Here is a 26,211-nt window from a genome sequence, read left to right as displayed (position 1 = left end):
AAGATTACGCCAATTCGGTCACTTTTATTTGCGTCTTTTCGATATCGGTTGCAGGGCGAATCTGCTCTCGCTCAGTGACGAATACCACATTGTCATCGCCTTGCTCACTATTAACAAAATGACGGAAACGTTTGAGTTTTTCGCTATCAGTAATGGTGGCTTTCCATTCACAAACATAGTTGTCGATGAGTAATTGCATCTGTGACTCTAGCTCCTCAGCGATACCTAAACTGTCTTCAATAATGACTGCCTGTAGATACTCAAGTCCACCTTCAAGGCTCTCGCGCCATTTGGATGTACGCTGAAGCTTATCTGCGGTCTTGATATAAAACATGATAATACGGTCGATATATTTGACAACTGTATCCGTATCAAGATCCGTTGCGAATAGCTCGCCATGACGTGGGGTCATGCCACCATTACCGCAGACAAAGAGATTCCAGCCGTTTTCAGTGGCAATAATCCCAAAATCTTTGCTTTGCGCTTCAGCGCACTCACGGGTACATCCAGATACGCCCATTTTTATTTTGTGTGGTGAGCGCACGCCTTTGTAGCGGTCTTCTAGTCTAAGTGCTAAACCCACACTGTCATCGACACCGTAGCGACACCAGTTGTTGCCCACACAAGATTTCACTGTACGCAGAGATTTACCATAAGCATGGCCCGTCTCAAATCCAGCATCGACCAGTTGGGTCCAGATATCGGGCAGTTGGTCTAAACGTGCGCCAAATAAGTCGACGCGCTGACCGCCAGTGATTTTGGTATATAGATTGAACTCTTTGGCGACTTGTCCGAGGATGATGAGTTTATCTGCAGTGATTTCACCGCCAGGCACGCGTGGCACGACCGAATAAGTGCCATCTTTTTGAATATTACCTAGATAGTAATCGTTGCTGTCTTGCAGTGGCGTGAGTTCGGGCTTGAGTACATAATCATTCCAACAAGACGCCAAAATAGAGGCGACGGTTGGTTTGCAAATCTCGCAGCCATGACCACTACCGTGCTCGTCCAGTAGCGCATCAAATGTCTTAATGCCTTGTACTCGAATCAAGCTATACAACTCCTGACGTGAGTAAGCAAAATGCTCACACAGATCATTATTGACTTCAAAACCAAGCGCGGTTAGCTGATAGCCTAATGTGTCTTTTACCATAGGTGCGCAGCCGCCACAGCCGGTACCAGCACTGGTACATGATTTCACCTCTGCCATGGTATAGGCACCGTCTTCAACGGCGGCACAAATAGCACCTTTGGTGACGTTGTAACAAGAGCAAATCGTGGCGCTATCGGGCAGGTTCTCGATACCCATGGTGGGTTTTTCTACGTTGGGTAGGATCAGGCTTTCAGGATGGGCAGGCAGGTCAATATCGTTTAGAAATAGCTGCAAGAGATTGTTGTAGTCCTCAGTGTCGCCTACCAGTACAGCGCCCAGTAGCCGTTTATTGTCTGCTGTGGTTACCAGTTTTTTATAGATACCCTCAGCAGGGTTTTGGTATAAGTAGCTCAAGCTGTTTTCTGTTGTGCCATGGGCGTCACCGATACTACCCACATCGACGCCCATTAATTTGAGCTTGGTGCTCATATCAGCGCCTGTAAAGGTCTGAGCGTGATCGCCCGCGATTTGAGCGGCGCAAATACTGGCCATGCTATAGCCTGGCGCGACCAGGCCAAAAACGGTGTTGTCCCATACGGCGCATTCTCCAATGGCATAGACATGCGGCGCATTGGTACGACAGGCTTCATCAATCAGAATACCGCCACGGGTGCCGATTTCGATACCGCATTCAGGGTTGCTTTTGATAATGCCATCTTGCGGACGAATACCCGCACTAAAGACGATCATGTCAGTATCCAACGACGTATCATCAGCGAACTGCATGGTTAGATGACATGATGCTTCATCCGACAGTGTATTGTCGATAATGGCCTTAGTATTCTTACCTATTAGTACTTTGACACCAAGGGCTTCAATTTTACGTTTTAAAATATCACCGCCAGCAGCATCGAGCTGTACGCCCATCAGCTGAGGCGCAAACTCTACCACGTAAGTCTCTAGTCCTAGTGTGACTAGGGCCTTAGCTGCCTCAAGACCCAGCAGACCACCACCGACCACGACGCCTCTTTTGACTTTTGGCTGCTCAGCAGTACTGAGAATATCATCCAAATCTTTAATCGTACGATAGACATGACAGTGCGGATGCTCGCGCCCTGGAATCGGCGGCACAAACGGATAGGAGCCTGTTGCTAGTACCAATTCAGCATAGTCTATCTGGGTACCGTCTTCCGTGCTGATACATTGATTGGCGGCATCGATGTTTGTGATTCGCTGATTAAGATGCAACTGAATCTGAGCATCCTCATACCTACTCAAGTCCACTAAGTTTAGTTTACTCACATCTTTATGTTCAAAATAGCTCGATAGATACACCCGGTCATAAGCTGGGCGATCCTCTTCAGCAAATACGTGAATCTCAAACTGATCGTGTAAGCCTTTCTCTATGGCTCTCTCGATAAAGTGATGTCCCACCATACCGTTACCAATCACCACTAATTTAGCTTTATTCATCGTACTTACTATAGTGCTACTCATATGCCTATCCTCAGTAATGGGTTTGCTTAAATACTTTCATCTAATGTCCCATCCAAAAGTCGCAAGTTAATTTTTAGATGATTCAGTGATAGATAGTCGTTAATACTTATATGGCTATAACTATTAAGCCCTCAATAATCGTGCCAAACACAATTAATGACATTCAATTATCGAACCCTTATATAGTTAAAAGATATGTAGCTTTACCAGTTTATAAGGTCATGCCAGTACTTTCGGTGATGCTATTTTCTGTTGTAAGTAGTTGCTTAATATAATCTTTTTAACAATTGTCATTTATATCCTATGCACCAAAATAGTTACAAAAATGCACCAAATTGGTTTCGATTGTTACTTTAAAGGTGCATCGCTTACTTTACTTAACCGAGAGGTAACTTGGTTTTATCTAAGCAATATTATTTAATTGGGATGCCTTTAGAGCCATCTGGTACAAAGCGTAGCCCTATTAAAAAAGATGACGTTTTATATCTATATCAATTTTATATTTGTAGCTGGCACATCCATTGCACTCTCTTAATGGTCGCAACTGATAAGTTTTTGACTCATAACGTGTTTTTATAACTTTAATGTTAGCCATTTGAGGAAATCGTCTATGCCTTCATCGAAACCTGATGTGCCAAATAAAAACAAGCTGAATATCTTTTCTTTTAGCGGTAAAAACAAAATTCTCCATCTTGGGTGGATGGCGTTTTTTTTCACTTTTTTTGTATGGTTTAACCATGCACCATTCTTATCTGCGATAGGGGAGAGCTTGAACCTCACCAAAGACCAGGTAAAAACCTTATTGATATTAAATGTTGCCTTGACTATTCCAGCCCGAGTCATCATCGGTATGTTGACCGATCGCTTTGGTCCGCGGCTTGTTTACACTGCAATTTTAGCCATTGGCGCTATTCCTTGTTTCACCTTCGCTTTTGCGCAAGATTACAACACGTTAGCGCTATCACGCTTTTTATTAGGTTTCGTTGGTGCAGGGTTTGTGGTTGGTATTCGTCTCATGAGTGACTGGTTCCCTGCTAATGAGCTGGGTACAGCTGAAGGTATCTATGGGGGCTGGGGAAATTTCGGCTCTGCCGCCGCGGCACTGCTACTACCGACAGTCGCTATTGTGGCCGCTGCCATCTTTGGCGGTGAGGAAGGTTGGCGTTATGCAACGGCTACCTCAGGGGTGGTTATGATGCTCTATAGTGTGATTTTTTATAAGATGGTACGTGATACCCCTAAGGGTGCTACGTATTTCAAACCTAAAAAATCGGGTGCCATGATGGTGACTTCATCAGGTGACTTCTGGCTCATGATGGTATTTAAACTGCCGATGTATTTGGCATTGGCCTTATTGGCGTGGAAATTATCACCAGCTGGTGTGAGTTTACTGAGTCAGGCAAGTGTCAACATCGTCTATATTGCGTTGGTGGTGTTATACGTTTATGAATTTATCAGTAGTTATCGTTTTAATAAGGAAGTATTTACCACGCCTGTGCCAAAAGCTCACCGATATGACTTTAAGCAAGTCGGTATTTTGAATATTTTATACTTTGCGACTTTTGGCTCAGAGTTAGCTGTGGTCTCTATGCTGCCACTTTTCTATCAAGAAACCTTTAACTTATCGATTGTCATGGCAGGTGTCTTGGCATCAAGCTACGCCTTTATGAACCTCATGTCACGTCCAGGCGGCGGCTGGTTGAGTGATAAATTTGGTCGCAAAATCACACTTTTGATTCTCACTGCAGGTTTGGCCGTTGGTTATCTGTTGATGGGTGTCGTTGACTCTTCATGGCCGATCGCACTTGCGCTGTTGATTACCATGTTCTGCTCTTTCTTTGTACAGGCGGGTGAGGGAGCAGTGTTTGCTGTGATTCCTTTGATTAAACGTAGTATGACAGGTCAGTTTGCAGGAATGACGGGTGCTTACGGTAACGTCGGGTCAGTGGTCTATCTAACTGTACTGAGTCTGGTATCGTATCAGGCATTCTTCTTTGTGATTGCCGCAACAGCAGTGATTGGCTTCTTGGCGCTGTTTTTATTAAAAGAGCCTGAAGGCGTTATTATTGAAGAGATGCCAGATGGCAGCTTTGCTCAAATACAAGTGAGCTAAATTATGTATGAGAGCGTCAAACAAGCTCCTAAAGAGACAAGTCAAGTAAGCAGTCATGATGCGGACGTTGCATTGTGGCTGCCTGATTTTTGTACGATGGCAGGGCGCAAAGCTGAGAACCAAGATAGCCTACTCATAACGACCTGCTTGCCTTATGGGTTCCCATCGTTATCATCCTTTTCATCATCGTCAGCGCATAGTGGCGATCATACCTCTTTTACAGCGCCTTTATTAGTGCTAATGGCTGATGGGGTCAGTGCTTGCCAGTTTCCCAAACAAGCCAGTCAGTCAGTGATAAACACAGTGACACACTATATCACCTCAAAACTTGCAGAGATGGTACAGACAGATAGGGTGCAAGCAAATGAGGCATCAAGCGAATCTCAAGATCACTCATTGAGCAAACCGCAGGATCAGGTACAAAATTCATTCTATAGCTTTGATGACAATCAAATTGCCATCGTGATTAAGGAGGCGGTGCACCAAGCCAATGATGCGCTTTATTTCCCGCAGGCGTATGAGCGCCTGCCAGCTTTATTATCCACCTTATCAGGACTGCTATGCATAGGCGACCGTATTCATCTGTTTCATACAGGCGACTCTCGTATCTATCGTATCGGTATCGACAGTATGGTGCTATTGACCAAAGACCATCACATTCACCACGGACGAGACAAAGGGGCGTTGTCTGCTGCTATCGGTGCTGATACCCGAGTTGAGCTGCAACAGTCGGTGTTTACCTTGCATCAAAACGAGTGTTTGGCGCTCATGACTGATGGGGTTTATGAGTCTATCGCGCCAGCAGAGTTACAGTTTGAGCTGTGTACTGCGGTACAGGTTATGCACCAATCAGTGGGATGTCCCAATCAAATCATCGACCATCTTCAGATAAGCCAGCGTTTGTGTGAGCATGCCTTTAGCGAGGGCAGTTACGATAACCTCAGTGTGATCATGCTGGGTATGAACGATGCAATCACAAAGAGCAAAACGCACAGAGAAACCGACAACGGCATTGCTCTTGATCAAAGTGTGGATAGCGACAGTAGTCACGCTCAGGATATCAATCACTATCGCTTACCAACGGGCTTGGCAGTAGGGGCACAGATTGATAATTTTGTGGTCAAAAAAATCATCGCGCGCACGGCTCGCAGTGAGGTGTATTTAGTAGAGGATGATGACCAGCATGCATTTGTTTTGAAGTCACCAAGTCTCAACGTCATTGCTGATGGGCATTATCTACGTGAGTTTTTAAAGGAACGCAAAATCGGTTTGAGCCTGTCCAAGCACAAACGCATTGGTGAGCCCGCTTACAATCAAGTGGACCCCAATAGCGTATCCTCCCATGATCCACTTTTAACCAGTGATGTCTCTAAAAAACTGAGTGCTACTTTCAATGCGTCTAATGCGTCGGGGCTTTTGCGCTACTACCCAGTGCCTGCCAGTAGCACTTATTTATATCATTTAACGGAATATATCGAAGGGGAGAGCCTACGAGTGTTTATGGATCGTCAAGCCCCTTGTGATATTTGGCAAACTTACGATTTACTTACTAAGATCGGCATGGCGGTCCGTGTGATGCATCGGAACTATCTACTGCATCAAGATATCAAGCCTGAAAATATATTATTAACTCAATCAGGTGCGGTCAAGTTAATCGACTTTGGCTCTGCTGGCTCCTCCATACTAAAAGACAGTACGCGTCCTCCTAATGGCGATTTGCACTACGCTGCACCAGAATATTACACCGATGCCCCAAAAGGCGTGCATTCTGATTTGTTTTCTATCGCCGTGATTGGTTATGAGTTACTCACAGGTGAGCTGCCATTTAGCTCGCAAGATTTGATGAACCCATCTGCCTCACTGATCGTACCTGCAGAACGCCTGCGTCAAAACCGAGTGCCAGCTGCTAGCCAACAAGCGTTGATGCGTGCGCTACATGCTAGTACGCAGGCAAGATATCAAGCGATTGGTGAGTTCTTACAAGACTTCAGCCCTGATAACAGTAACGATATCAGAGATCCTGAACCGCTGATTGTACGACGTCCCTTATTGGTTTGGCACAGCATTTGCTTTATTCAATTTGTCATTATTATATCGTTGCTGATTTATTTTTCATAAAACCTTGTTAAACGTAAATAGTACGACAAGCCATTTTATTCAACGCTGCGTGTTGCGGCTAAGGAATGATTTTCCTATGTCACTTGATTCACCAGAACCAACCCATACTTCTTTTTCTAAACGTCGGACTACTGCGGGCATCGTTATTATAGGTGCTGGGATGGCAGGCAGTCGTTTTGCCATTGAGCTGGCACGTGCCCAGCAGCAAAGCAGCCAAGAAAAAGGCGCAGCTCATTTACCCATCACACTGATTAGCAAAGAACCGCAAGTTGGCTATAACCGTATCATGCTGTCACCAGTACTTTCGGGAGAGTCGGTTTTTGAAGAGACATATTTATACGAGCTAGCAGAATATGAGCAATTGGGTATCACGGTATTGGCTGGCACGTCGGTAGATGCCATCGATACCAAGCAACAGTGTATTGAATTGAGTGATGGACAAGTCCTAGATTATACCGAGCTGGTGCTGGCTACTGGCTCACAAGCTCGCGTCATCCCTTTTGCCAATCATGATGCTAAGGGTGTTCATGTATTTCGAGATATTGCTGATGTGCAGGTATTGACGGAGTACGCGCGCCAAGCAAAAAAGGGTCTCGTTATTGGTGGCGGGGTGCTGGGTCTGGAAGCCGCTTGCGCTTTGGCGTCTCAAGGGGCAGATATGACAGTGGTTCATGTCGATAGTCATGTTCTCAACCGACAGCTTGATATGCCCGCCGCTCATCTGCTACAAGCAGAACTCTTCAGTCGAAGTGTCAAGCTGGAGGTATTAGCCAACACAGAGTGTATTACGGTCAATGATCAACACGAGGTTAATGGTCTGTTGTTAAAGGATGGCCGCACACTGCCAGCAGACTTTATTGTCATGGCAGTTGGCGTCATCCCCAATATGACACTGGCACAGCAAAGTGGTCTTGAGGTTAACCGAGGTATCCTTGTAGATAACTTTATGCATACAAGCTGTCCTCATGTCTATGCGATCGGTGAGTGTGTCGAGCTGGACGGGGAGCTATTCGGGATGGTGGCTCCTGTCAATCAACAGGTCGATACTTTGGTGTCTGTCTTAAAAACGCCACGCATCTCAAGTCGCAAGACAGCCAATAGTGACTCACAACTAAATAAATCTAAAAACCACTGGCGTCCCTTTATAAGTAAACCTTTATCTTTAAAATTAAAAGTATCTGGCATCGCCGCTTTTTCAGCAGGTCAGATTGCTTTTGATGATAGTGAAATGATGCGGATAGAGCGCGTGGTCTATCAGCAAACGAGCCTCAATCATTATCTTTGTCTCTATATTAAAGCAAGCAAAATTATTGGCACGGTACTGTACGGTGATGTGAGTGAAAGCGGGTTTTATAGTCAACTGATCACTGATGGCAGTGACATATCCTCGATAAAAGAAGACCTTATCTTTGGCGAAGCCTATTGCGATTTAGAGAAAATAGAAGCAGCTGAGCCCGAATCGGTCTTGCCAAGTGATGCACACCTAATAGGAGAGGCCTCATGAGCAGCACCATCTCAAATGATGAGCAAGACCTCAATGTTGTACCGTCATCTCGTATTACGATTTACACTGAGGATTTGGTCAGTCCGATTCGTACCACTTGTCCTTACTGCGGTGTAGGCTGCGGCGTGCTAGCAAACATCGATGAGGCAGGGATGGTCAGCGTGATAGGTGATCCTGATCATCCAGCAAACTTCGGTAAACTCTGCTCAAAAGGCAGCGCATTGGCACAAACATTGGGCACTGAGCGCAGGTTGACTCAGCCTTATTATCAAGACAAACAGCGATCAATGGCAAAAGGACAACCGACAGATACGCAGCCTGCCGAGTGGGAGGTAGTATTGGATGATATTGCCAGTCGTTTGAATAACACTATCGCGACACACGGGCGTGACAGCGTAATGTTTTATGTGTCAGGGCAGCTGCTTACTGAGGATTATTACGTTGCCAATAAGTTTATTAAAGGCTTTATTGGTAATAATAATATCGATTCCAATTCGCGTCTTTGTATGTCCTCAGCGGTTGCAGGGCATAAGCGTGCTTTTGGTGCAGACTTAGTGCCTAGTAATTATGAAGATTTAGAGTCTTGTGATTTATTGGTGTTGGTGGGCTCTAATATGGCGTGGTGTCATCCTATCTTATTCGGACGGTTTTTAGCCGCCAAAAAGCGTGATCCTAATAAAAAACTAATCGTGATTGATCCGCGTCGTACTGATTCTTGTGAATTTGCCGATTTACATGTGCCCATCACTGTCGGCACGGATACCCACTTATATAACGGACTGCTGCATTATCTTGAGCAAGAAGGCTGTGGTGATAAGGACTATCTTAAGCAGTGTCAGGATGTCACGCCCGCCTTAGAGGCCGCGAAAACATGGACGACTGATAAAGTGGCGACGGCATGCGGTATCAGTGAGGAACTTGTAAGGGAGTTTTATGAGCTGGTCGCTGCAAACGATAAAACAATCACAGCATTTAGTATGGGCGTCAACCAGTCTGCGAGTGGTACCGACAAGGTCAATGCCATCATCAATACTCACTTGTTTACTGGGCGAGTGGGTCGGGTAGGTGCAAGTCCATTTTCACTCACCGGTCAGCCAAATGCGATGGGCGGGCGCGAAGTTGGCGCGTTATCGAACCTACTTGCCGCGCATCTAGACCTAGATAACGAGCAGCATCGTCACTTGGTGGCTGATTTTTGGCAAGCGCCGCAACCGCTTGCCGCAGAGGTTGGGGTAAAAGCTTGCGATGCTGCTGATGCCATACTAGATGGCCGTATCAAAGCCATCTGGATTATGGCGACCAACCCTGTCGTCAGCTTGCCTGAGGCTGATAAGTTTCGCCGCGCACTGGCTACCTGTGATTTGGTGATAGTATCTGACTGCTCCGTCGACAGCGACACGGTTAAGTGTGCAGATATTGTTTTGCCCGCACAGGGTTGGGGGGAGAAATCAGGCACAGTGACCAATTCGGAGCGCCGCATCTCGCGCCAGCGGGCTTTAATGCCTGCACTCGGACAAGCAAAGCCTGACTGGTGGATACTGTCGCAAGTCGCTAAACGCATGGGTTTGGCAGGGTTTGATTATCAGCATCCTAGGGATATATTTAATGAGCATATCGCCCTAACTGCTTATAGAAATGATGCCAGCCAAGCTCTGTCAGATAGCAATCAACCGCGCTATCTTAATTTAGCAAAAGATCTTTCTCCAATGGTAGTCGGTTCGATAGCATCGATAGAGGAAAGCCCAAACCATCTTGAGCAGCAAAATAAAGACGTCGTTTCTTTCAGTCGTGACGCATATGATGCCATGACACCATTTCAGTGGGGCGGCGCACGTATCGCACCAATCAAAACACGTTTCATTGCCATTACGCCGCCCAGTCACGTGAGTATACCCAACAGGCATCCGCGACGATTAAGATCAAAAAGCACTGATAGTAAAAAAAATAACGGCAGTCGTATGTTTTATCAGGATGACTCAGGGGCAGTAGACTTACGGCTGATTACAGGTAGGCTTCGCGATCAGTGGCATACGATGACGCGCACAGGACTTGCACCGCAGCTCAACCAACACGAATCTGTACCAACGCTCACCGTGCATCCAAATGATGCCAAGCAGCTCGGTGTTGACCAAGGCGATTATGTACAGCTACGTCCCTGCTATGAGAAAAACTTATCAATACAGAGCCAGCCGCCGCGTACGGTCGCGAGCACCACTACAGACAGTCAGGTGCTCGCCCAAGTTGCCATCAGCGACAGTATGAGTGCAGGCGATGCCTTTATGCCGATGCATTGGAGCAACGCCTTTGCTCGTTTTGCTCGCGTAGGTGCGCTTATTCCAACGGTCGTTGATCCGCATTCAGGACAGCCTGAATTAAAAAATTCTGCAATCAGCGTGATACCTGTGCCGATGAAAACTTATGGCAAGATTTTGGTGCATCCTGATCTACAAGACACCATGATAGTGCATCTGCGTGAGACTTTATTGGATTTTGAGGAAGAGTCTGAGGATCAAGGAGTGCTGATATCTTCTTCTGATACAAATACAGCTTCTGAAAGATCAAACTCATTACCCGCATTGACATGGAGTTCAAGTCGTCAAACCAATAGCGTCTTGATTACTTTAGCCAGCCCTGTAGACAAAGTCATCAGTAAACTGCTTAACCCTGAGTACTGGCAAAATTTTATCAATACCTATCAAGCATTTCTCACCGATAAATCGATCAATAGTGCCTTTACTTGCAGCAAGCAAGCAAAGCAGCTTCGCTTCGTCTCGACGCAGGTAGAGGCAAATAATAAAGTGATAGATCGGGCATCGATTAGTACGTCAAAGTCTGACATACCAAGCGATCAGCTACTACTCAGCGTTTGTTTTGCGCCGCAAGTGGTGCAGCTACCCAGTATTCATTGGCTTAACAACTGCTTCGCCAGTACTGATGCGATACCAGAGAATCAACGCTATAAGTGGTTGCTAGCAGGTCGTCCAGCGACAGGGTATGTTGATCCAGGTACATTAGTATGTTCATGTATGGCTGTTGGAGAGAATATTATTATCGAGACAATTACCAAGCAGCAGTGTATGAGTGCCCACGCGGTTGGAAAGGCATGCCGAGCAGGGACTAACTGCGGTTCATGTGTGAGTCAAATTAATGCCTTGATCGATAGGTATGCGTCCTAAGTAATGCTTGTTGCAAAGTTTGATCATTAATATGGCATAGGGCTTGCACCGTATTTTATATGCTCTTCTTTTCTTAGGTATGCCATTGTTAGGTGCAGAGTTGCGCGTTATTAACAGTGTTATTAGGAGTTATTACCATGACTGATTCATCTACCTTCATTGCCGCATTAACTTCACAGAATTTACCCAATATAAATTGTCATATTAGAGTGAGCGATGAGCCATTAGGTATAGAAAAAAGTGTGAAAACGGGCACGGTACATTTGGTTGGTGCAGGTTCTGGTGATCCTGAGCTACTCACGTTAAAAGCATTACGAGTAATGCAAAAAGCAGATGTCGTGCTCTATGATAGTTTGGTTTCAGAGGATATTTTAGATATGTGTGCGCTGACGGCAGAGAAGATATTCGTCGGTAAGCGCCGTGCCAATCACGCGCTACCACAAGAAGGTATCAATGAGCTACTGGTCAAACATGCGCTAGCAGGTAAAACGGTCGTTAGGCTCAAAGGGGGCGACCCCTTTATTTTTGGACGAGGTGGTGAAGAACTGCAAGAAGTGGTGCGTCATGGTATTCATTTTGAATCTATTCCTGGTATCACTGCTGCTAGTGCGGCCTCAAGTAGAGCAGGTATTCCCTTGACACACCGTGATCATGCGCAAGCCGTAAAATTTGTGACCGCCTGCAAAAAGTTGGGCGCACCTAACAATGACTACGATGAACTCTTAGACAGTACGCAGACCGTTGTCTTTTATATGGGGTTGAATAGACTAAATGAGATGACCCAAGGGTTAATTGCCGCAGGACGCGACAGTAATACACCTTTTGCTGTAATTAGTCATGCCAGTTTACCAACTCAGCAGCTGCTCATCGGTACGCTTGGTAATATCGCTGAGCAGCAAGCTGAGGCAAAACTACCAACACCTGCACTATTAATTATGGGTGATGTGGTTGCTTTATATCATGAGTTTGCAAGCTACAACCTTGGTGCGTTAGGCAAAAGTGCATGTATCAGCGTTGACAGCGTTGTCACGAGTGAAGACCTAATAACCAATTTGGAAAGCATTATGTAGGGCAGATGAAAGCTAACGTAAAGCGACAACAATACACAGTAATTTTGTAATATGTCAGCGCAAACACTTAAACAGCGTAATGATTACTACAAAATATTAAAACGCCTGCAAAAAGCAGACGATGAAATAAACAGAGTATGGTGCAAAGTTTTATTGTTTTGAGTGCAACACAAGCTAATGCAGCAGTCTGTTATAAGTGGTTCCATTATATCAGTCTGTTTTAAGTGGTCTGTTAATAGGTTTGGAGAGTGAGTTAGCTGGTTCCCTTAGGGTATAACCCAAAGGAACTAGTAAAAAAGAATCTCTCTATCCAAAGTTATTTGTCATAACGCCCGTTTTTTACATGGTTACTCTGTATGACCGTCAGATACCCAGATACCATCCTGACCAACAAAATAACTATGAGTTTCCTCTACTTCTAGTTGGTAGACATGTGTCATAAATGGATTGGGACAAGGATCATCAAAACGTGCCATACTTTCATGAATGCTAGAGTCTAACAACCCCTCGGCGTTTCCATATTTTTCTAGATTAATTAATCCATTCTCATAGATCTTTTTGTTTTTACTAGAACCCAGTTTATTCTTTTCTATTATGTTGCCATTATAGTAACTTGGTGAATTATAGAATTCTTTAAAGCTTTCAATATCACGATTCGCATAAGGATTTGTATCTTGGAACAGACGATTGTTCAATTTTTTATATAAGTCAATATCAATTTTAAACGGTACCTGCTTATTAACATGTGAAAATGAATCAGCAGTTGGTAAATTTAATTGGTATTTATCATGGTTATAATATTTCTCTTCTCCTAAGCTTACTAAGCAGTAACTATCTTTATCGAAACTAACAAACTCTATGTTTCGATATTCTTCCCAATAGCTGTCTAAAAAATCATTCACATCAAAGTCGCTACTCCAATCAATGTTAGCAAGAATAAAGTTTATAGGCGGCATGCTGTAAGTATACGCACAGTCCTGAGGAAAGTTTGGTAGCGTACGAACAGGCAAAAAAGAAAATTTTGATAACTGTATTTTGTCTTTACTGACAGAGACTATTTCAGGAGGATTGATACCTTCCTCATAAGATTTAAAGTACTCGTCGATACATTTCTTGAATAACTCTCTAGAAAATAAATTTTTAGCAGGTTGCCAACCCATTCTAATGAGATTGTTGGTTGAAACTCTAATCTTTTGAATGTCCGTGCAAAAAATATAGCTATCATTGTGTCTCTCATCTTCATCTAAGTTAATATCTTCATCAAGCGAATCGTTGTGGTATTCAACTTTATATATTCTTTTAGGTTCAGAAGACGTAACTGTTTTAGTTACCTTCCTTGAAACCAGCTCACCATCATCATTAATTTTTGACAATACAAGATCTCCAACTTTAATATCTTGTATTGGCATTAAACCTTTATCTGTATGTACTAATGTACCTGCGACAAAACTCATTCTATTTTCCTTATTAGTAAACTAAATCAGCCCATAGTATCAACTATCTTGTGAAGCTTATAGCTGAAGTTCTCGCTAGGGAGCCGTATCCTTACGCCCATAACCACTGAGCCTGTTTTTAGATTATTATAAATATGTTGAGACACCTCAACCCCTTAATAGCTCGATGCCTGTATAGGGTATCGAACACATACTGATAACTTATTGAGTAAATACACCAATTTGAAAATGGGTTTAGAGACTGAATTATGTTTAAAGAAGAGCTGATAAAATTCTTATTGTCTACCGAGAATTTCCACGAGCTTGACGAGTGGTATATGTCTGATTTTGATGATAAGCATGTCCGGGATATTAATTATGAGCAGGGCTATCCTATGCTGATCGACTGTTGCGAGGTCTGGATACAATATCCGGAGTATACTTGTGAGTTAATAGATATTATGGGTAGTATAAGAAATATGATATCAACTAATACCTTCCCAGATATTTTTATTGAGAACAAACAAAATATCTTAGCTATCTATTTTGATACTGAAAATAGAGTTCGAACTATAATTGGTAGAGTTCATGAAGGTGATAATATTGATGAGAAGTTAATTAAAAGTTCTATAGAGTCAGGAATCAAGGATGAGAAACTTATATTTGCTGAGCTTTTCTACCTTTCTAATATTAACTGGTTTGTTTGAACGGTTGATATTAGCATCTAGCCTATGTAAGTTTGATGCTTGCAAATATACTCCCAAAAACCCTTCTTATAACAGAGTTTATGACAAATAAGGATTAGCAGTATGTTGAATATAAACGATTTTATTAAGGTATCAAAAGATATTCAAGAGAATATCAGATCGTGTGATGTGGGAACTGTAGTACATATCTTTGATGTGACTCCTCCCGTATATGAAATTGAACCTTCTGATGATTAGGGTCGTACAATTGAAACTGTACCTTTGAAAGAAGAAGATGTAAGTCTTCATTGGGTTGCCAGCACTAAAAAATATTCTAATTAATTGTTTCGATCATTAAGTACACTCAGATGTACATTGATTCAACCTAAAATCTCATATACAGTGAAATCACTTAGCTACAGCCAAACATTCAAGTCCTCACTAGGGTACCGCATCCTTTTCACTCTATAAAATCCATAAAACGCCAAAACCAGTAATAAAAGAATGCTATAAACATAATAAAACCCGTATTCATATACGTATTCATACCCTTTATAGTGTCTAAAGTCCCCTGATAAGTGATTACCTCCTTAATTCCAGCTTCGACATCTTCCACATTAAGACTTACTATCTGTCTAACTCCATTATGGAACCCTAGAAAATCTTTCTGTATATACCACCCTATCACGGCTTTTTTAGCTTCAATCGGTTCTAAATATTCTTTGCCGAAACAAGAGGAGTCAGTATCAAAAGCTGAATAGCTGCACCCATATACTTCTTTACGGTTAAGATTACTGAGATCTAACAACATAAAAATGTGATTTCCCTCACCTACGTCCAAACTGCCTACAATACCTTCACTATAATTAAGCTCAGACTCTAAAGGGAAGTCTCTACCTTGCCAACTCAGTATTGCCCAAGCTATTAGCCATATCCAAGTTAATAGCAGAATGACTATTTGAACTTTTCTAGTTAATGTTAATACTTTGAATTGCTTCAGTCGTCTTGTTAAGTGTCTCACTCAGTATCAAGCCCTTTTACCAAATCTGCCATTAAATCCTTATCCATCTGTCTGGTCAAAAATCCCAATAGATAATGTTTCATCTGTAATCAGCATCATATGCACAAAAAACAGTAGTAGTGGTGAGTATTGCCATTTGTTCGTCTGCTCTCTATGGTCCTGACTAGCAATACCGATATGGAGAGCATTTTTCGACTCATTAGATTGCTGCTTAATGTCTTGATAGTCGGTAGATGGCATATTTTCCATCAACAAATATTCGTTGCTACTCACCAGCCAACGTTTCAAAGGCAGCAATTTCTCAGCAATATCAATGAACCGCTGCAACTCCTTCTCATTTTCTTTTATAAATGGTAGGTATGCTCTGCTAACAGACAGTTTTTCACGACATATCTCAATAAACCAAGTCCAGTCAGTTCCTGACTTTTCTCGTAGACGGTAGGCATTACTTAACAAGAGTGATAGTAATCTTAAATCACTTTGGTATTGAATGTTCAGTGGACTCAGTATAGGGGTATTGAATATATAAAAGATGATAAAGAGGAAAATACTCAGAAATAGGTTTTAGCTTAGAATTTGAAGTAGAGGTCAAAAAAAGGGTTTTAATTTTAATGGTTTTTAAGGGCAGGTCACGTTTTGGTCACCGTCAATTTTTTAGATGATTTAAATCTGATTGTATAATCATGACTATGAGTCGATATAAGCAAGTATTTTTCGCTACAGCCCTTATATTATAAGCATAAAAAAAGCCCCAATCTTAAGATTGGGGCTTTTCGAATCTGGTAGGCGTAATCGGATTCGAACCAACGACCTCTACCATGTCAAGGTAGCGCTCTAACCAACTGAGCTATACGCCTATTTAGGTTGAGCATTTTAGCAAGTTTCTCAGACTTTGCAAGCCTTTTCTATCACTATCTGCAGTTATTATCAAAATATTAGAGATTTTACCTTTATAGGGTTCTATATGTTCAGCATAAGGAACAGATAACATCTTAGATAAGCAATACATCTATAACCATACCAATCTTGCAACGAAGATTTGAGGAAGGGCAATACAGAGATGTTAATATAAACGCTAAATGGCATAGCTAAGCGCAATTAAACGTTTTTTAATATAAATCAAAAGATATAAGGCAACGATATGGGTTTATTAGTCGATGGTAAATGGCAGGACAAGTGGTACGACACAGAAGGTAGTGGTGGTCGGTTTGAGCGTGAAGATGCCGGGTTTAGAAACTGGGTAACAGTAAATGGTAGTGCAGGACCAACAGGGGTGGGCGGATTCAAGGCTGAACCTGATCGTTATCATTTGTATGTGTCGTTGGCATGCCCTTGGGCACACCGCACACTCATCTATCGTAAGCTCAAAGGTTTGGAGGACATCATTCCGATATCTGTGGTTCATCCGTATATGGGTGAGAATGGTTGGACGTTTACAGAGGGCGAAGGCGTGATTGCCGATCCCGTGATCAATGCAGATTATGCCTATGAGCTTTATACCAAAGCAAAGCCAGACTATACAGGCCGTGTCACTGTACCCATTTTATGGGACAAAAAAACAAATACGATCGTGAGTAATGAGTCATCAGAAATCATTCGCATGTTTAACTCTGCCTTTGATGACGTTGGTGCACTAGCAGGTGATTTTGTACCAGCAGAGCTATTGCAAGAAATTGATGATATCAATGCATTTGTTTATACTGCTATTAACAATGGAGTATACAAGGCTGGGTTTTCTACTACTCAAGAAGCTTACGAGGAGGCGGTGAATGAGCTGTTTTCAGCATTAGAGACACTTGAGACACGCCTTGCTCAGCAGCGCTATCTGATAGGTGACACCATTACCGAGGCTGATTGGCGACTGTTTACGACATTGGTTCGTTTTGATGCCGTTTATGTTGGACATTTTAAATGCAACTTGCATCGTATCGTCGATTATCCAAACCTTTGGGGTTATCTACGTGATTTGTATCAGGTGCCGGGTATTGCTGAGACCGTCAACATGGAGCACATCAAGCAGCACTATTACACCAGCCACGCCAATATCAACCCCACGCGTATCATACCTGCTGGGCCTATTATTGATTTTACGGCCGCGCATCATCGTGAATCCTTATAAATACATCTGACTCATAAGGGTGGTCAAAGGCTATCTGCTCTAGAATAGCACTGTTCTAGAAGAGTACCGTTCTAGAAGAGTACCGTTCTAGAAGAGCACAAATGCAAAAAGCCCCAGCTCCTATGAGGCAGCTGGGGCTTTTATGCTATCAAGAGCTGTTCAGCTCACACTACGAATTATTTAACTGACGGGCAGCTTCTAGCGCAAAGTACGTCAAAATACCATCTGCACCAGCACGGCGGAACCCAATCAAAGACTCCAAAATCACAGCATCACTGAGCCACCCATTTTGGATAGCGGCCATATGCATGGCATACTCACCCGATACTTGATAGGCGAAGGTTGGTACCCCAAAGGTATCTTTAACTTCACGGATAAGGTCTAGATAAGGTTGACCTGGTTTAATCATGACCATATCCGCGCCTTCGTTGATATCCATGGCCACTTCATGCAATGCCTCTGCACGATTACCAAAATCCATCTGGTATTGCTTTTTGTGTCCGCCTTTTAGGTTGCCCGCACTACCGACAGCATCGCGGAATGGACCGTAGTAAGCAGAAGCGTATTTGGCAGAGTAAGCCATAATAGCGGTATTAAAAAACCCTTCAGCTTCAAACGCATCACGCATGGCCTTGATACGACCATCCATCATGTCACTAGGAGAGATGATATCAGCGCCAGCACGCGCATGTACGAGGGCTTGTTTGACCAATACTTCAATAGTGGCATCATTGATGACGTAGCCGCTGTCATCAAGCAATCCGTCTTGACCGTGTGAAGTATAAGGATCCAATGCCACATCAGTCATGACGACCATTTCTGGTACAGCGTCTTTGACTGCTTTTATCGTACGTGCAGTCAGGGCGTTTTCGTCATAAGCGGCTCTACCGTCTGGTGTTTTCAAAGCGTTATCGATTACTGGGAAAAGGTCGATGGTTGTCACCCCTTCTGCTAACAATTCTTTGGCATAGTTGATTAGCAAATCAATCGATAAGCGTTCAACACCCGGCATACTAGCGATGGTTTCGCGCTGGTTTTCGCCTTCTAAGACAAATACAGGCGCAATAAAGTGCTTAGGGTGGAGTTCCACTTCACGAATCATTGATCGTACATTATCGTTATAACGCAGACGACGTAAACGAGTGGTAGGGTATTGACGGTTAAAGGTGTAGCTCATAATAGTTCCTTATGATTGTTCTAATAGTTATCATGTTACATGGCTAAAATAATATCACTATAATCGGTATTTTATAGAATTGGCTTATCAAAATCTGTTCTTTATCAGTGGCTACAGATAAAAAGAGCTTGTATAAAGCGAGCCTACTATAACCAAAAGATGTCAGTAAAAGCAAAAAGCCCCACCACGTTAAGTCGGTAGGGCTGATGATACTTATCGACTGTCGATATGATGATAGTGCTGCATCATCACATTATGAGTATGTCATTTAAGGCTCAACGATCTGTGTGACAGGAACTTGCTCCACGCTATTGTCGCTAAAGCGAGTCTCTTCTGTGATTACACCCACCGCAGCATCTTTTTTGCCATCATCATTGACATCGACGATAGCTGTAGGATTAAAGGTAGTGGTTTCTGTCGTTTGCGCCTGCTTAATAGCGATAGCCTCCCGAGGAGAGGTTACGCGTGCTGAGCTGGCGGCTTGTATGGCATCCGCAGCTTTGGCCTCTGCAGTGTTGCTAGGCAGTGACGCTATTTGAGCTAAATTGGTGTATTGCGGTACAGGAATCACGGTCGGTACATCTAAGTTAGCACCGCCACCAAGTGCTTGGTACAACTCAACTTGACTAATAATTTTCTGCAGCTCTAAGTCCAATATACCTTGCTGAGTAGAGAACAATGAACGCTGTGCATCGAGCACATCTAGATAGTTATCAAGACCGGCTTTAAAACGGGCATCAGCAATCTGATAGGTCTGCTCAAAATTGTCTTGCAAGCGATACTGTGATTCGAGCTGCTCGCCAAGTGTGGCACGCGTGGCCAGTACATCTGATACTTCACGGAAGGCCGTTTGAATCGAGTCCTCATAGCTTGCAAGAGTTTGATCACGCTCGATTTGAGCGATATCGTAGTTGGCATCCAAGCGACCAGCATCAAAGATAGGTACACTGATATTAGGGCCAAATGACCAGCCAATACCGCTATTTTTGAACAAATCACCCAAGCTACTACTGCTCACACCAACACTACTAGCAAGACTAATAGAAGGGTAGTAAGAGGCACGTGCTACTTCGATATTGGCACCAGCAGCTTTTAGGTTGTACTCAGCCTGCAATACATCAGGACGATAGCGTAGCAGCTCGCTTGGCAGGCCAGCACTAAATATTTGCTGGCTGGTGATATTGCTAACGGCAGGCGTCGGGATAAGCTCGTTTGGAATCGTCCCGCCCACTAAGTACTGCAAAGCATTACGCGACTGCAAAATACTACTTTGCGCACGTAGGACAGCAAGTTTAGCATTTTCAAGTGAAGCGCTGGCCTGTAGTGAGGGAAGCTTAGGATCGATACCAGCTTCAAAACGCTTACTGGCGATAAACAATGACTGCTCACGACTTTGCACCGTTGCTTCTGCCAGTTGTAGCTGTGCCAAGCTGTAGCTTAAGTTAGCATAGCTTTGTGCAATGTTGCTAATCAGACTGATCTGGGTAGCATCTTTGGCAGCAGTAGTCGCCAAAAAGCTTTGTAACGCTTGATCTTTTAGGCTAGATATTCTGCCCCAAAAATCTAACTCGTAGCTGGCAAGACCAAGCTGTACGTTGTAGTTACTGTTTGGACTGGTACTGACACTGTTCTGCGCCTGACGGCTATAGCCTGCACTACCATTGATAGTAGGTATGTCGCTGATATCAGTGATTTGATACTGTGCGCGTGCTCTTTCGATTGCCAGACGAGCGCTTTCAAAGTTCTTGTTGTTATCAAGACCTAGAGCGATTAAGCCTTTTAGACGCTCATCGCTATAAAAGTTCTGCCAGCGTTGACCTGCCACACTTGCTTGCTCAGGGGTGCTGATCGTTTCTTTATCGAACGCACCATAAGCTTGTTCTATAGGAAGGTTTGGCTCTGCCAAAACAGGACTCATATCAGCTTTTGGAATCGTATTACAAGCGGCCATACTAATTGCTAAGGCGGTAAGGCCCAGCAAGCGACTGCTATTTTTACGTAAGCGCGACAGAGTTGGCTGTGCCACGGTAGCAGAAACTGCCACCGCCGCTGAGTTAGTAGTAAACATGTTGTGAGCACTCATTATCTGTTGTCTCCAAGACTTGCAGGCTGGCCTGCAGGCTGATAGTTATCAGAAGGCATTGGGGTATGCGAGTCAGGCGTACCGTTGCCATCGTCTCTATCGTTTGGTTTGTTGTTCTCATATTTATGCGGAAATGCACTACGCACCCAGATATAGAACATCGGAATAAAGAAGATACCTAGTAGTGTCGCAGTTATCACACCACCGACAACACTAGTACCGATCGCATTCTGACTGCCCGAACCTGGACCGCTCGCCAAGAATAATGGCACAACACCTAGACCAAAGGCAAGCGAGGTCATAATAATCGGGCGCAGACGTTGACGTGCAGCTGTCATGACCGCTTCTCTTAGACTGTAGCCTTCCTCTTGGTGTTCTTTGGCAAATTCAATAATCAAAATAGCGTTCTTGGCGGATAGACCAACGACCGTGAGTAGACCCACCTGCAAGTAAATATCGTTGGCAAAACCGCGTAGCCATGTAAAGATTACGGCTCCTAAGACCCCAAGTGGTATGACCAATAGGACTGAGACAGGAATAGACCAGCTCTCATACAACGCCGCCAAGCATAAGAATACCACTAGGATTGAAAGCGCATACAGCATAGGCGCCTGTGCACCTGACTTTTGCTCTTCCAATGACATACCAGTCCACTCATAACTGATACCTTCAGGCAGCTGTTCTATCATGGCTTCCATCGAGCTCATTGCCTCACCAGTGCTGAGTCCTGGTGCTGCACTACCTTGAATGTTCATTGACGGTAGGCTGTTGTAGCGAGTCAGACGCGGTGAGCCTGATTGCCATTCACTATTAGAGAAAGCATCGAACGAGATCATATCGTTCATATCGTTGCGTACATACCATTTGCCGATGTCATCAGGGTTAGTACGGCTGCTCGCTTCACCTTGGACATACACACGCTTAATACGACCACGGTCGATAAAATCGTTGACGTAGCTTGAGCCCCACGCAGTAGAGATAACACTGTTGATACTGCTCAATGACAAGCCATAAGCCGCGGCTTGTTCTTGATTGATATTGACTTTTAATTGCGGTGAGTCTTCTTGACCATTAGGACGTACGCCTGAGACCTGGTCATTCTGCGCTGCCATACCTAAGAGCATGTTGCGGGCTTCAAGCAGCCCTTCATGTCCCAAATTACTACTATCTTGGAGCATCAAGTCAAAACCACTGGCATTACCAAGCTCAGTAATGGCTGGTGGTACAATGGCAAATACTTGTGCTTCATTCAACTGAGTGAAGAAGTATCCCATTGCTCGACCAGCAACTGCCTGTGCGGTGTTTTCATCGCCAGAGCGTTCCTCCCAATCTGACAAACGAACAAATGCCAGACCCATGTTTTGACCTTGACCTGCAAAACTAAATCCTGCAATGGTAAACACAGACTCGATATTGTCAGTCTCTTGGGTATCATAATAGGTTCTGACTTTATCCAGTACGTCTTGCGTCTCATCTAACGTCGACCCAGCAGGGAGCTGAACCAAGGTAAACATAATACCTTGATCTTCTTCTGGTAAGAATGAGCCAGGAATACGTAAGAACACAACCGCCATGATGCCGATAATGGCGGCATAGCCAATCATATAAAGCCATTTAAAACGAATGCTTTTACCGACGAAGTTCTCGTAAGAACGGCTAAGTTTAAAGAAGCCGCGATTGAACCAACCAAAGAAACCTTTTTGCGTCTCAGTACTGCTTTTGTCGTGGCTCTTACCACGTTTGAGCAGCGTCACACATAGGGCAGGGGTGAATATCAATGCCACCATGGCAGAGAGCACCATGCTCGTAATCAGTGTGATAGAGAATTGACGATAGATCACACCAGTTGAACCGCCAAAGAAGGCCATCGGTACGAATACTGCGGACAAAATAAGCGCAATACCAATAACGATCTTGCTGATTTCACCCATAGACTGGGTGGTCGCATCTTTGATAGAGATGTGAGGATCTTCTTCTAATATACGCTCGACGTTCTCTACGACGACGATCGCATCATCGACCAGTAGACCGATGGAGAGTACCATGGCAAACATGGTCAACACATTGATACTAAAGCCTGCAACATAGAGTACCGCAAACGTACCCAATAGAACGACAGGTACCGCAAGTGTTGGGATAATCGTTGCACGCCAGTTCTGTAGAAAAATGAACATGACGATGAATACTAAGACAATAGCCTCAATAAGTGTATGTACGACTTGCTCGATAGAGAGCTTCACGAATGGAGTTGTGTCGTAAGGTACAACTGACGCCAGTCCCGTTGGGAAGTTTTTCTCAAGCTCAGTCATACGCGCGCTGACCGCTTCGCGAGTTTCTAGTGCGTTGGCACCGCCAGCAAGCGAGATACCCAGACCTGCGGCTTCTTGACCATTATATTGCGATAAAATACTATAGTTTTCACTACCGATTTCGACATCAGCGACGTCACCCAAACGCACCTGAGCACCAGACGTGTCTGTTTTTAACAGAATGTTTTGGAACTCTTCAGGTGTTTGTAGATAGCTTTGGACAGTAACGGTCGCATTGATAACTTGTTGATCTGCATCAGCGGGCGCTTGTCCTAACTGACCAGCAGATACTTGAGCGTTCTGCGCTTGTATCGCACTGACAACATCGGATGGCACCATGTTGTAGCTACGCAAGCGTGAAGGGTCAAGCCAAACACGCATCGCATAAGTAGAGCCAAAGACCTGAACCTCACCAACCCCTTCAACACGACTGATCGAATCGAGGACATTAGAGTTGATGTAATCGGCAATATCGCTACGATCCATACTGCCATCTTCAGAAATAAACGCCTGCACCATCATAAAGCTGCTAGACGACTTATTGACGTTGACGCCTTGTCGCTGTACCGATTCAGGTAGGGCGCTCATCGCAGCCTGTAATTTATTCTGTACCTGCACCTGAGCGGTATCAGAATCAGTACCGTTTTCAAACGTTAGCGTCACTGAGGCACTACCATTTGATGAGCTCGATGACGACATATACATGAGGCCGTCTAGACCTTTCATACGTTGCTCAATAACCTGTACTACTGAGTTTTCAACAGTTTGAGCATTAGCACCCGGATAGCTTGCACTGACCGAAATCGTCGGTGGCGCAATACGTGGATACTGTTCAATCGGTAGGTTGAGAACCGATAACACCCCGATGAGCATGACCAAAATAGCCAGCACCCAAGCAAAGATAGGGCGATTAATAAAAAAACGTGACATAGTATATCCCTAAGTCTTCTTGTCTCTGAATGGAATTAGTTAGCAGCAGCTTCTGTTGATGTCTCACTACTAGAAGCGGCAGTGCTAGCTGGCTTTTTATCCATCGTTTTTGCCGCTTGCTGCGGCGTTTTGGCATTAGGCGCGTTTTGTGCAGCTGGCGCAGGATTTGCGCTCTCTAAGGGCTTAGCAACCACTTCTTGCTCAGGTTTTACCTTAGCACCGCCAATCACAACCACTTTGTCCCCTGCTTGCAAGCCGTCAGTGACAACCCATTGACCATCATAAGTACCATTGATAGTGACGGGACGTACTTGTATCTTGTTGTTTTCATCAACGATATACACCTGCGTCTCACTCTTAGGCGTACGCGTGACCGCGCTCTGAGGGACTAAAGTGGCATTGGTAATGACGCTCTGTGTTAGACGCGCTGTGACATACATACCGGGTAGCAATATATTGTTGCTGTTCGGGAAGATTGCACGTAAAGTGACCGCGCCTGTTGATTCATCAACTTTGGCCTCAGACAAAGCAAGCTTACCGCGTACTGGATAGACTGAACCGTCCTCTAGTACTAATTCAACCGAGTTCATACCCGCTTGAGCAGAGCCGTCTGCTATCTGCTGACGCAGCTTGAGTAGCTCAGAAGAAGACTGGCTGATGTCGACATAGATAGGGTCTAAGCGCGAGATCGTAACTAAAGGATCCGCTTGACCGGCGCTCACTAACGTACCAGCAGTCACGCTTGAGCGATCAGTACGACCGGTAAGAGGGGCGCGTACGATAGTACGGTTCAAATCCAACGTGCTTGCATCGAGACCAGCTTGGGCAGTTTGGATACCAGCTTTTGCGCTTTCGATACCAGCTTGGGTCTGTCCGACAGCCGCCGCCGCACTTTGTACAGCAGCTTGTGCAGTACGTACCGCTGTTTGTGCTTGCTCATACTGCTGCTGTGAGATGGCATTGATACTGACAAGACCTTGTAGGCGTTGTAGATCGTTTTGTGCTTGTGCCAATGACGCTTGGCGGCTCACCAGTTCAGCTTTTGCATTAGCATTGTTTGCTACAGCAGTTTGATAGTTGGCCTGTGATTGTTGTACGGCTGCTTGACCACTGCTGACAGACGACGCATAGTTATCGGTGTTAATGCGATACAGTGGCTGACCTTTTTTGACATTGCTTCCTTCACGGAACAACACTTCATCAATGACCCCATTGACCTGTGGGCGAACATCGGCAGTTTGGTAGGCGGCAGTACGTCCAGAAAAAGTTTGTACCTGTGGAATGGTATCGAACGTAACGGTTTGAACGTTGACAACCGCAGGCGGCATTTGCTGTTGTGCCGCTTGTTCGCCAGCAGCGTCGTCGCTTTTGTCACAGCCGACCAGTACAGTTCCAGATAGTACAGATGCTATTACAAGCGCAAGAGTAGAGTGCTTCATCAATGTCCTCGGCAATATATATAAATAATGACAGTATAAAAATTAAACAATAAATGTTGGCGTATGAGATATAAAGTGTTTACTAATCCTGCAAGTCTATGCCATCGCTATCGACCCAGCCTTTGATGATACTTATTAATTGAAAACTCACTAGTAGGACATCTGATAGTGAGTTAAATAAAGTAGGATTCTTTGGCTGATTTAGCATCAAGAACGTAGACAGATCATAAAGTGGACTAGTAAACTTAGTAGGTTATTATAAACTATTGGGGTAACCCCACAGTCAAGTGATATACAAATGGGGAAATGGCAAAGAGTAGCAATATTACGTTTTATGAATACACAAAATGGCGCTATAGTAAGCGTCATATTAGTTAACAGCTAATAAGCCGAGATACAACCCACTACCAAAACATAATGTAATTTTTTGTTATAATTGTAAA

General features: G+C 44.2%; 15 protein-coding genes and 1 tRNA gene. 7 read left to right on the top strand and 9 right to left on the bottom strand.

Features of this window, described 5'->3' with window-relative positions:
* Positions 1 to 4 precede the first annotated feature (4 nt).
* Positions 5 to 2,590 carry a nitrite reductase large subunit NirB gene (gene nirB / locus AC5JPT_RS05590; protein ID WP_493857405.1) on the bottom strand — a complete coding sequence of 862 codons (2,586 nt, stop codon included), beginning with the start codon at positions 2,588 to 2,590 and terminating at the stop codon, positions 5 to 7.
* A 610-nt stretch (positions 2,591 to 3,200) separates the two neighbouring features.
* On the opposite strand from nirB, the gene AC5JPT_RS05585 reads away from it, so the two are divergent.
* The 5 genes from AC5JPT_RS05585 to cobA all read left to right on the top strand — a co-directional run bounded on the left by AC5JPT_RS05585 (position 3,201) and on the right by cobA (position 12,571).
* Positions 3,201 to 4,703 (top strand): NarK family nitrate/nitrite MFS transporter, encoded by a 1,503-nt coding sequence (locus tag AC5JPT_RS05585; RefSeq protein WP_493857404.1) that lies wholly within the window; start codon positions 3,201 to 3,203, stop codon positions 4,701 to 4,703.
* Positions 4,704 to 4,706: 3 nt separating this feature from the next.
* On the top strand, positions 4,707 to 6,821 hold the full coding sequence (locus tag AC5JPT_RS05580) for a bifunctional protein-serine/threonine kinase/phosphatase (RefSeq protein ID WP_493857403.1): 2,115 nt from the start codon (positions 4,707 to 4,709) through the stop codon (positions 6,819 to 6,821).
* Positions 6,822 to 6,897: 76 nt separating this feature from the next.
* Positions 6,898 to 8,325, top strand: coding sequence for an NAD(P)/FAD-dependent oxidoreductase (locus AC5JPT_RS05575; RefSeq protein WP_493857402.1), 1,428 nt, complete (start codon positions 6,898 to 6,900; stop codon positions 8,323 to 8,325).
* Positions 8,322 to 11,501 (top strand): molybdopterin-dependent oxidoreductase, encoded by a 3,180-nt coding sequence (locus tag AC5JPT_RS05570; protein ID WP_493857401.1) that lies wholly within the window; start codon positions 8,322 to 8,324, stop codon positions 11,499 to 11,501. The genes AC5JPT_RS05575 and AC5JPT_RS05570 overlap by 4 nt, the downstream gene beginning before the upstream one ends.
* Before the next feature lie 137 nt (positions 11,502 to 11,638).
* Positions 11,639 to 12,571 carry a uroporphyrinogen-III C-methyltransferase gene (gene cobA / locus AC5JPT_RS05565; RefSeq protein ID WP_493857400.1) on the top strand — a complete coding sequence of 311 codons (933 nt, stop codon included), beginning with the start codon at positions 11,639 to 11,641 and terminating at the stop codon, positions 12,569 to 12,571.
* A gap of 347 nt (positions 12,572 to 12,918) precedes the next feature.
* Here cobA and AC5JPT_RS05560 read toward each other — a convergent pair whose 3' ends face one another.
* Positions 12,919 to 14,025, bottom strand: coding sequence for a Hint domain-containing protein (locus AC5JPT_RS05560; RefSeq protein ID WP_201578822.1), 1,107 nt, complete (start codon positions 14,023 to 14,025; stop codon positions 12,919 to 12,921).
* 248 nt (positions 14,026 to 14,273) lie between these two features.
* Between AC5JPT_RS05560 and AC5JPT_RS05555 the strand changes: the two genes are divergently transcribed.
* Complete coding sequence (locus AC5JPT_RS05555; protein WP_201549437.1) at positions 14,274 to 14,711, top strand: hypothetical protein; 438 nt, start codon at positions 14,274 to 14,276, stop codon at positions 14,709 to 14,711.
* Positions 14,712 to 15,150: 439 nt separating this feature from the next.
* On the opposite strand, the gene AC5JPT_RS05550 is transcribed toward AC5JPT_RS05555, so the two are convergent.
* The 3 genes from AC5JPT_RS05550 to AC5JPT_RS05540 form a co-directional block, all read right to left on the bottom strand.
* Entirely contained in the window at positions 15,151 to 15,711 is a 561-nt protein-coding gene (locus AC5JPT_RS05550; RefSeq protein WP_493857399.1) for a hypothetical protein, read from the bottom strand.
* Positions 15,712 to 15,750: 39 nt separating this feature from the next.
* Positions 15,751 to 16,167, bottom strand: a complete 417-nt coding sequence (locus AC5JPT_RS05545; protein WP_493857398.1) for a hypothetical protein — start codon at positions 16,165 to 16,167, stop codon at positions 15,751 to 15,753.
* 324 nt (positions 16,168 to 16,491) lie between these two features.
* Positions 16,492 to 16,568 (bottom strand) — tRNA-Val (locus tag AC5JPT_RS05540).
* Positions 16,569 to 16,852: 284 nt separating this feature from the next.
* Between AC5JPT_RS05540 and AC5JPT_RS05535 the strand changes: the two genes are divergently transcribed.
* Positions 16,853 to 17,830 (top strand): glutathione S-transferase family protein, encoded by a 978-nt coding sequence (locus AC5JPT_RS05535; RefSeq protein WP_493857397.1) that lies wholly within the window; start codon positions 16,853 to 16,855, stop codon positions 17,828 to 17,830.
* Between the two features lie 169 nt (positions 17,831 to 17,999).
* Here AC5JPT_RS05535 and hemB read toward each other — a convergent pair whose 3' ends face one another.
* From hemB to AC5JPT_RS05515, 4 genes are all read right to left on the bottom strand, one after another.
* The gene (gene hemB, locus AC5JPT_RS05530; RefSeq protein WP_493857396.1) at positions 18,000 to 19,007 is read right to left on the bottom strand and encodes a porphobilinogen synthase; all 1,008 of its coding nucleotides are present in this window, start codon (positions 19,005 to 19,007) and stop codon (positions 18,000 to 18,002) included.
* A gap of 268 nt (positions 19,008 to 19,275) precedes the next feature.
* On the bottom strand, positions 19,276 to 21,090 hold the full coding sequence (locus tag AC5JPT_RS05525; protein WP_493857395.1) for an efflux transporter outer membrane subunit: 1,815 nt from the start codon (positions 21,088 to 21,090) through the stop codon (positions 19,276 to 19,278).
* The gene (locus AC5JPT_RS05520; protein WP_493857394.1) at positions 21,090 to 24,329 is read right to left on the bottom strand and encodes an efflux RND transporter permease subunit; all 3,240 of its coding nucleotides are present in this window, start codon (positions 24,327 to 24,329) and stop codon (positions 21,090 to 21,092) included. The genes AC5JPT_RS05525 and AC5JPT_RS05520 overlap by 1 nt, the downstream gene beginning before the upstream one ends.
* Positions 24,330 to 24,364: 35 nt before the next feature.
* The gene (locus AC5JPT_RS05515; RefSeq protein ID WP_493857393.1) at positions 24,365 to 25,768 is read right to left on the bottom strand and encodes an efflux RND transporter periplasmic adaptor subunit; all 1,404 of its coding nucleotides are present in this window, start codon (positions 25,766 to 25,768) and stop codon (positions 24,365 to 24,367) included.
* Positions 25,769 to 26,211: the final 443 nt, after the last annotated feature.

It is taken from the genome of Psychrobacter sp. H26, assembly GCF_059073035.1.
The sequence above is the reverse complement of the archived record's forward strand: the minus strand, read 5'-3'. Positions and strand labels throughout refer to the sequence as shown.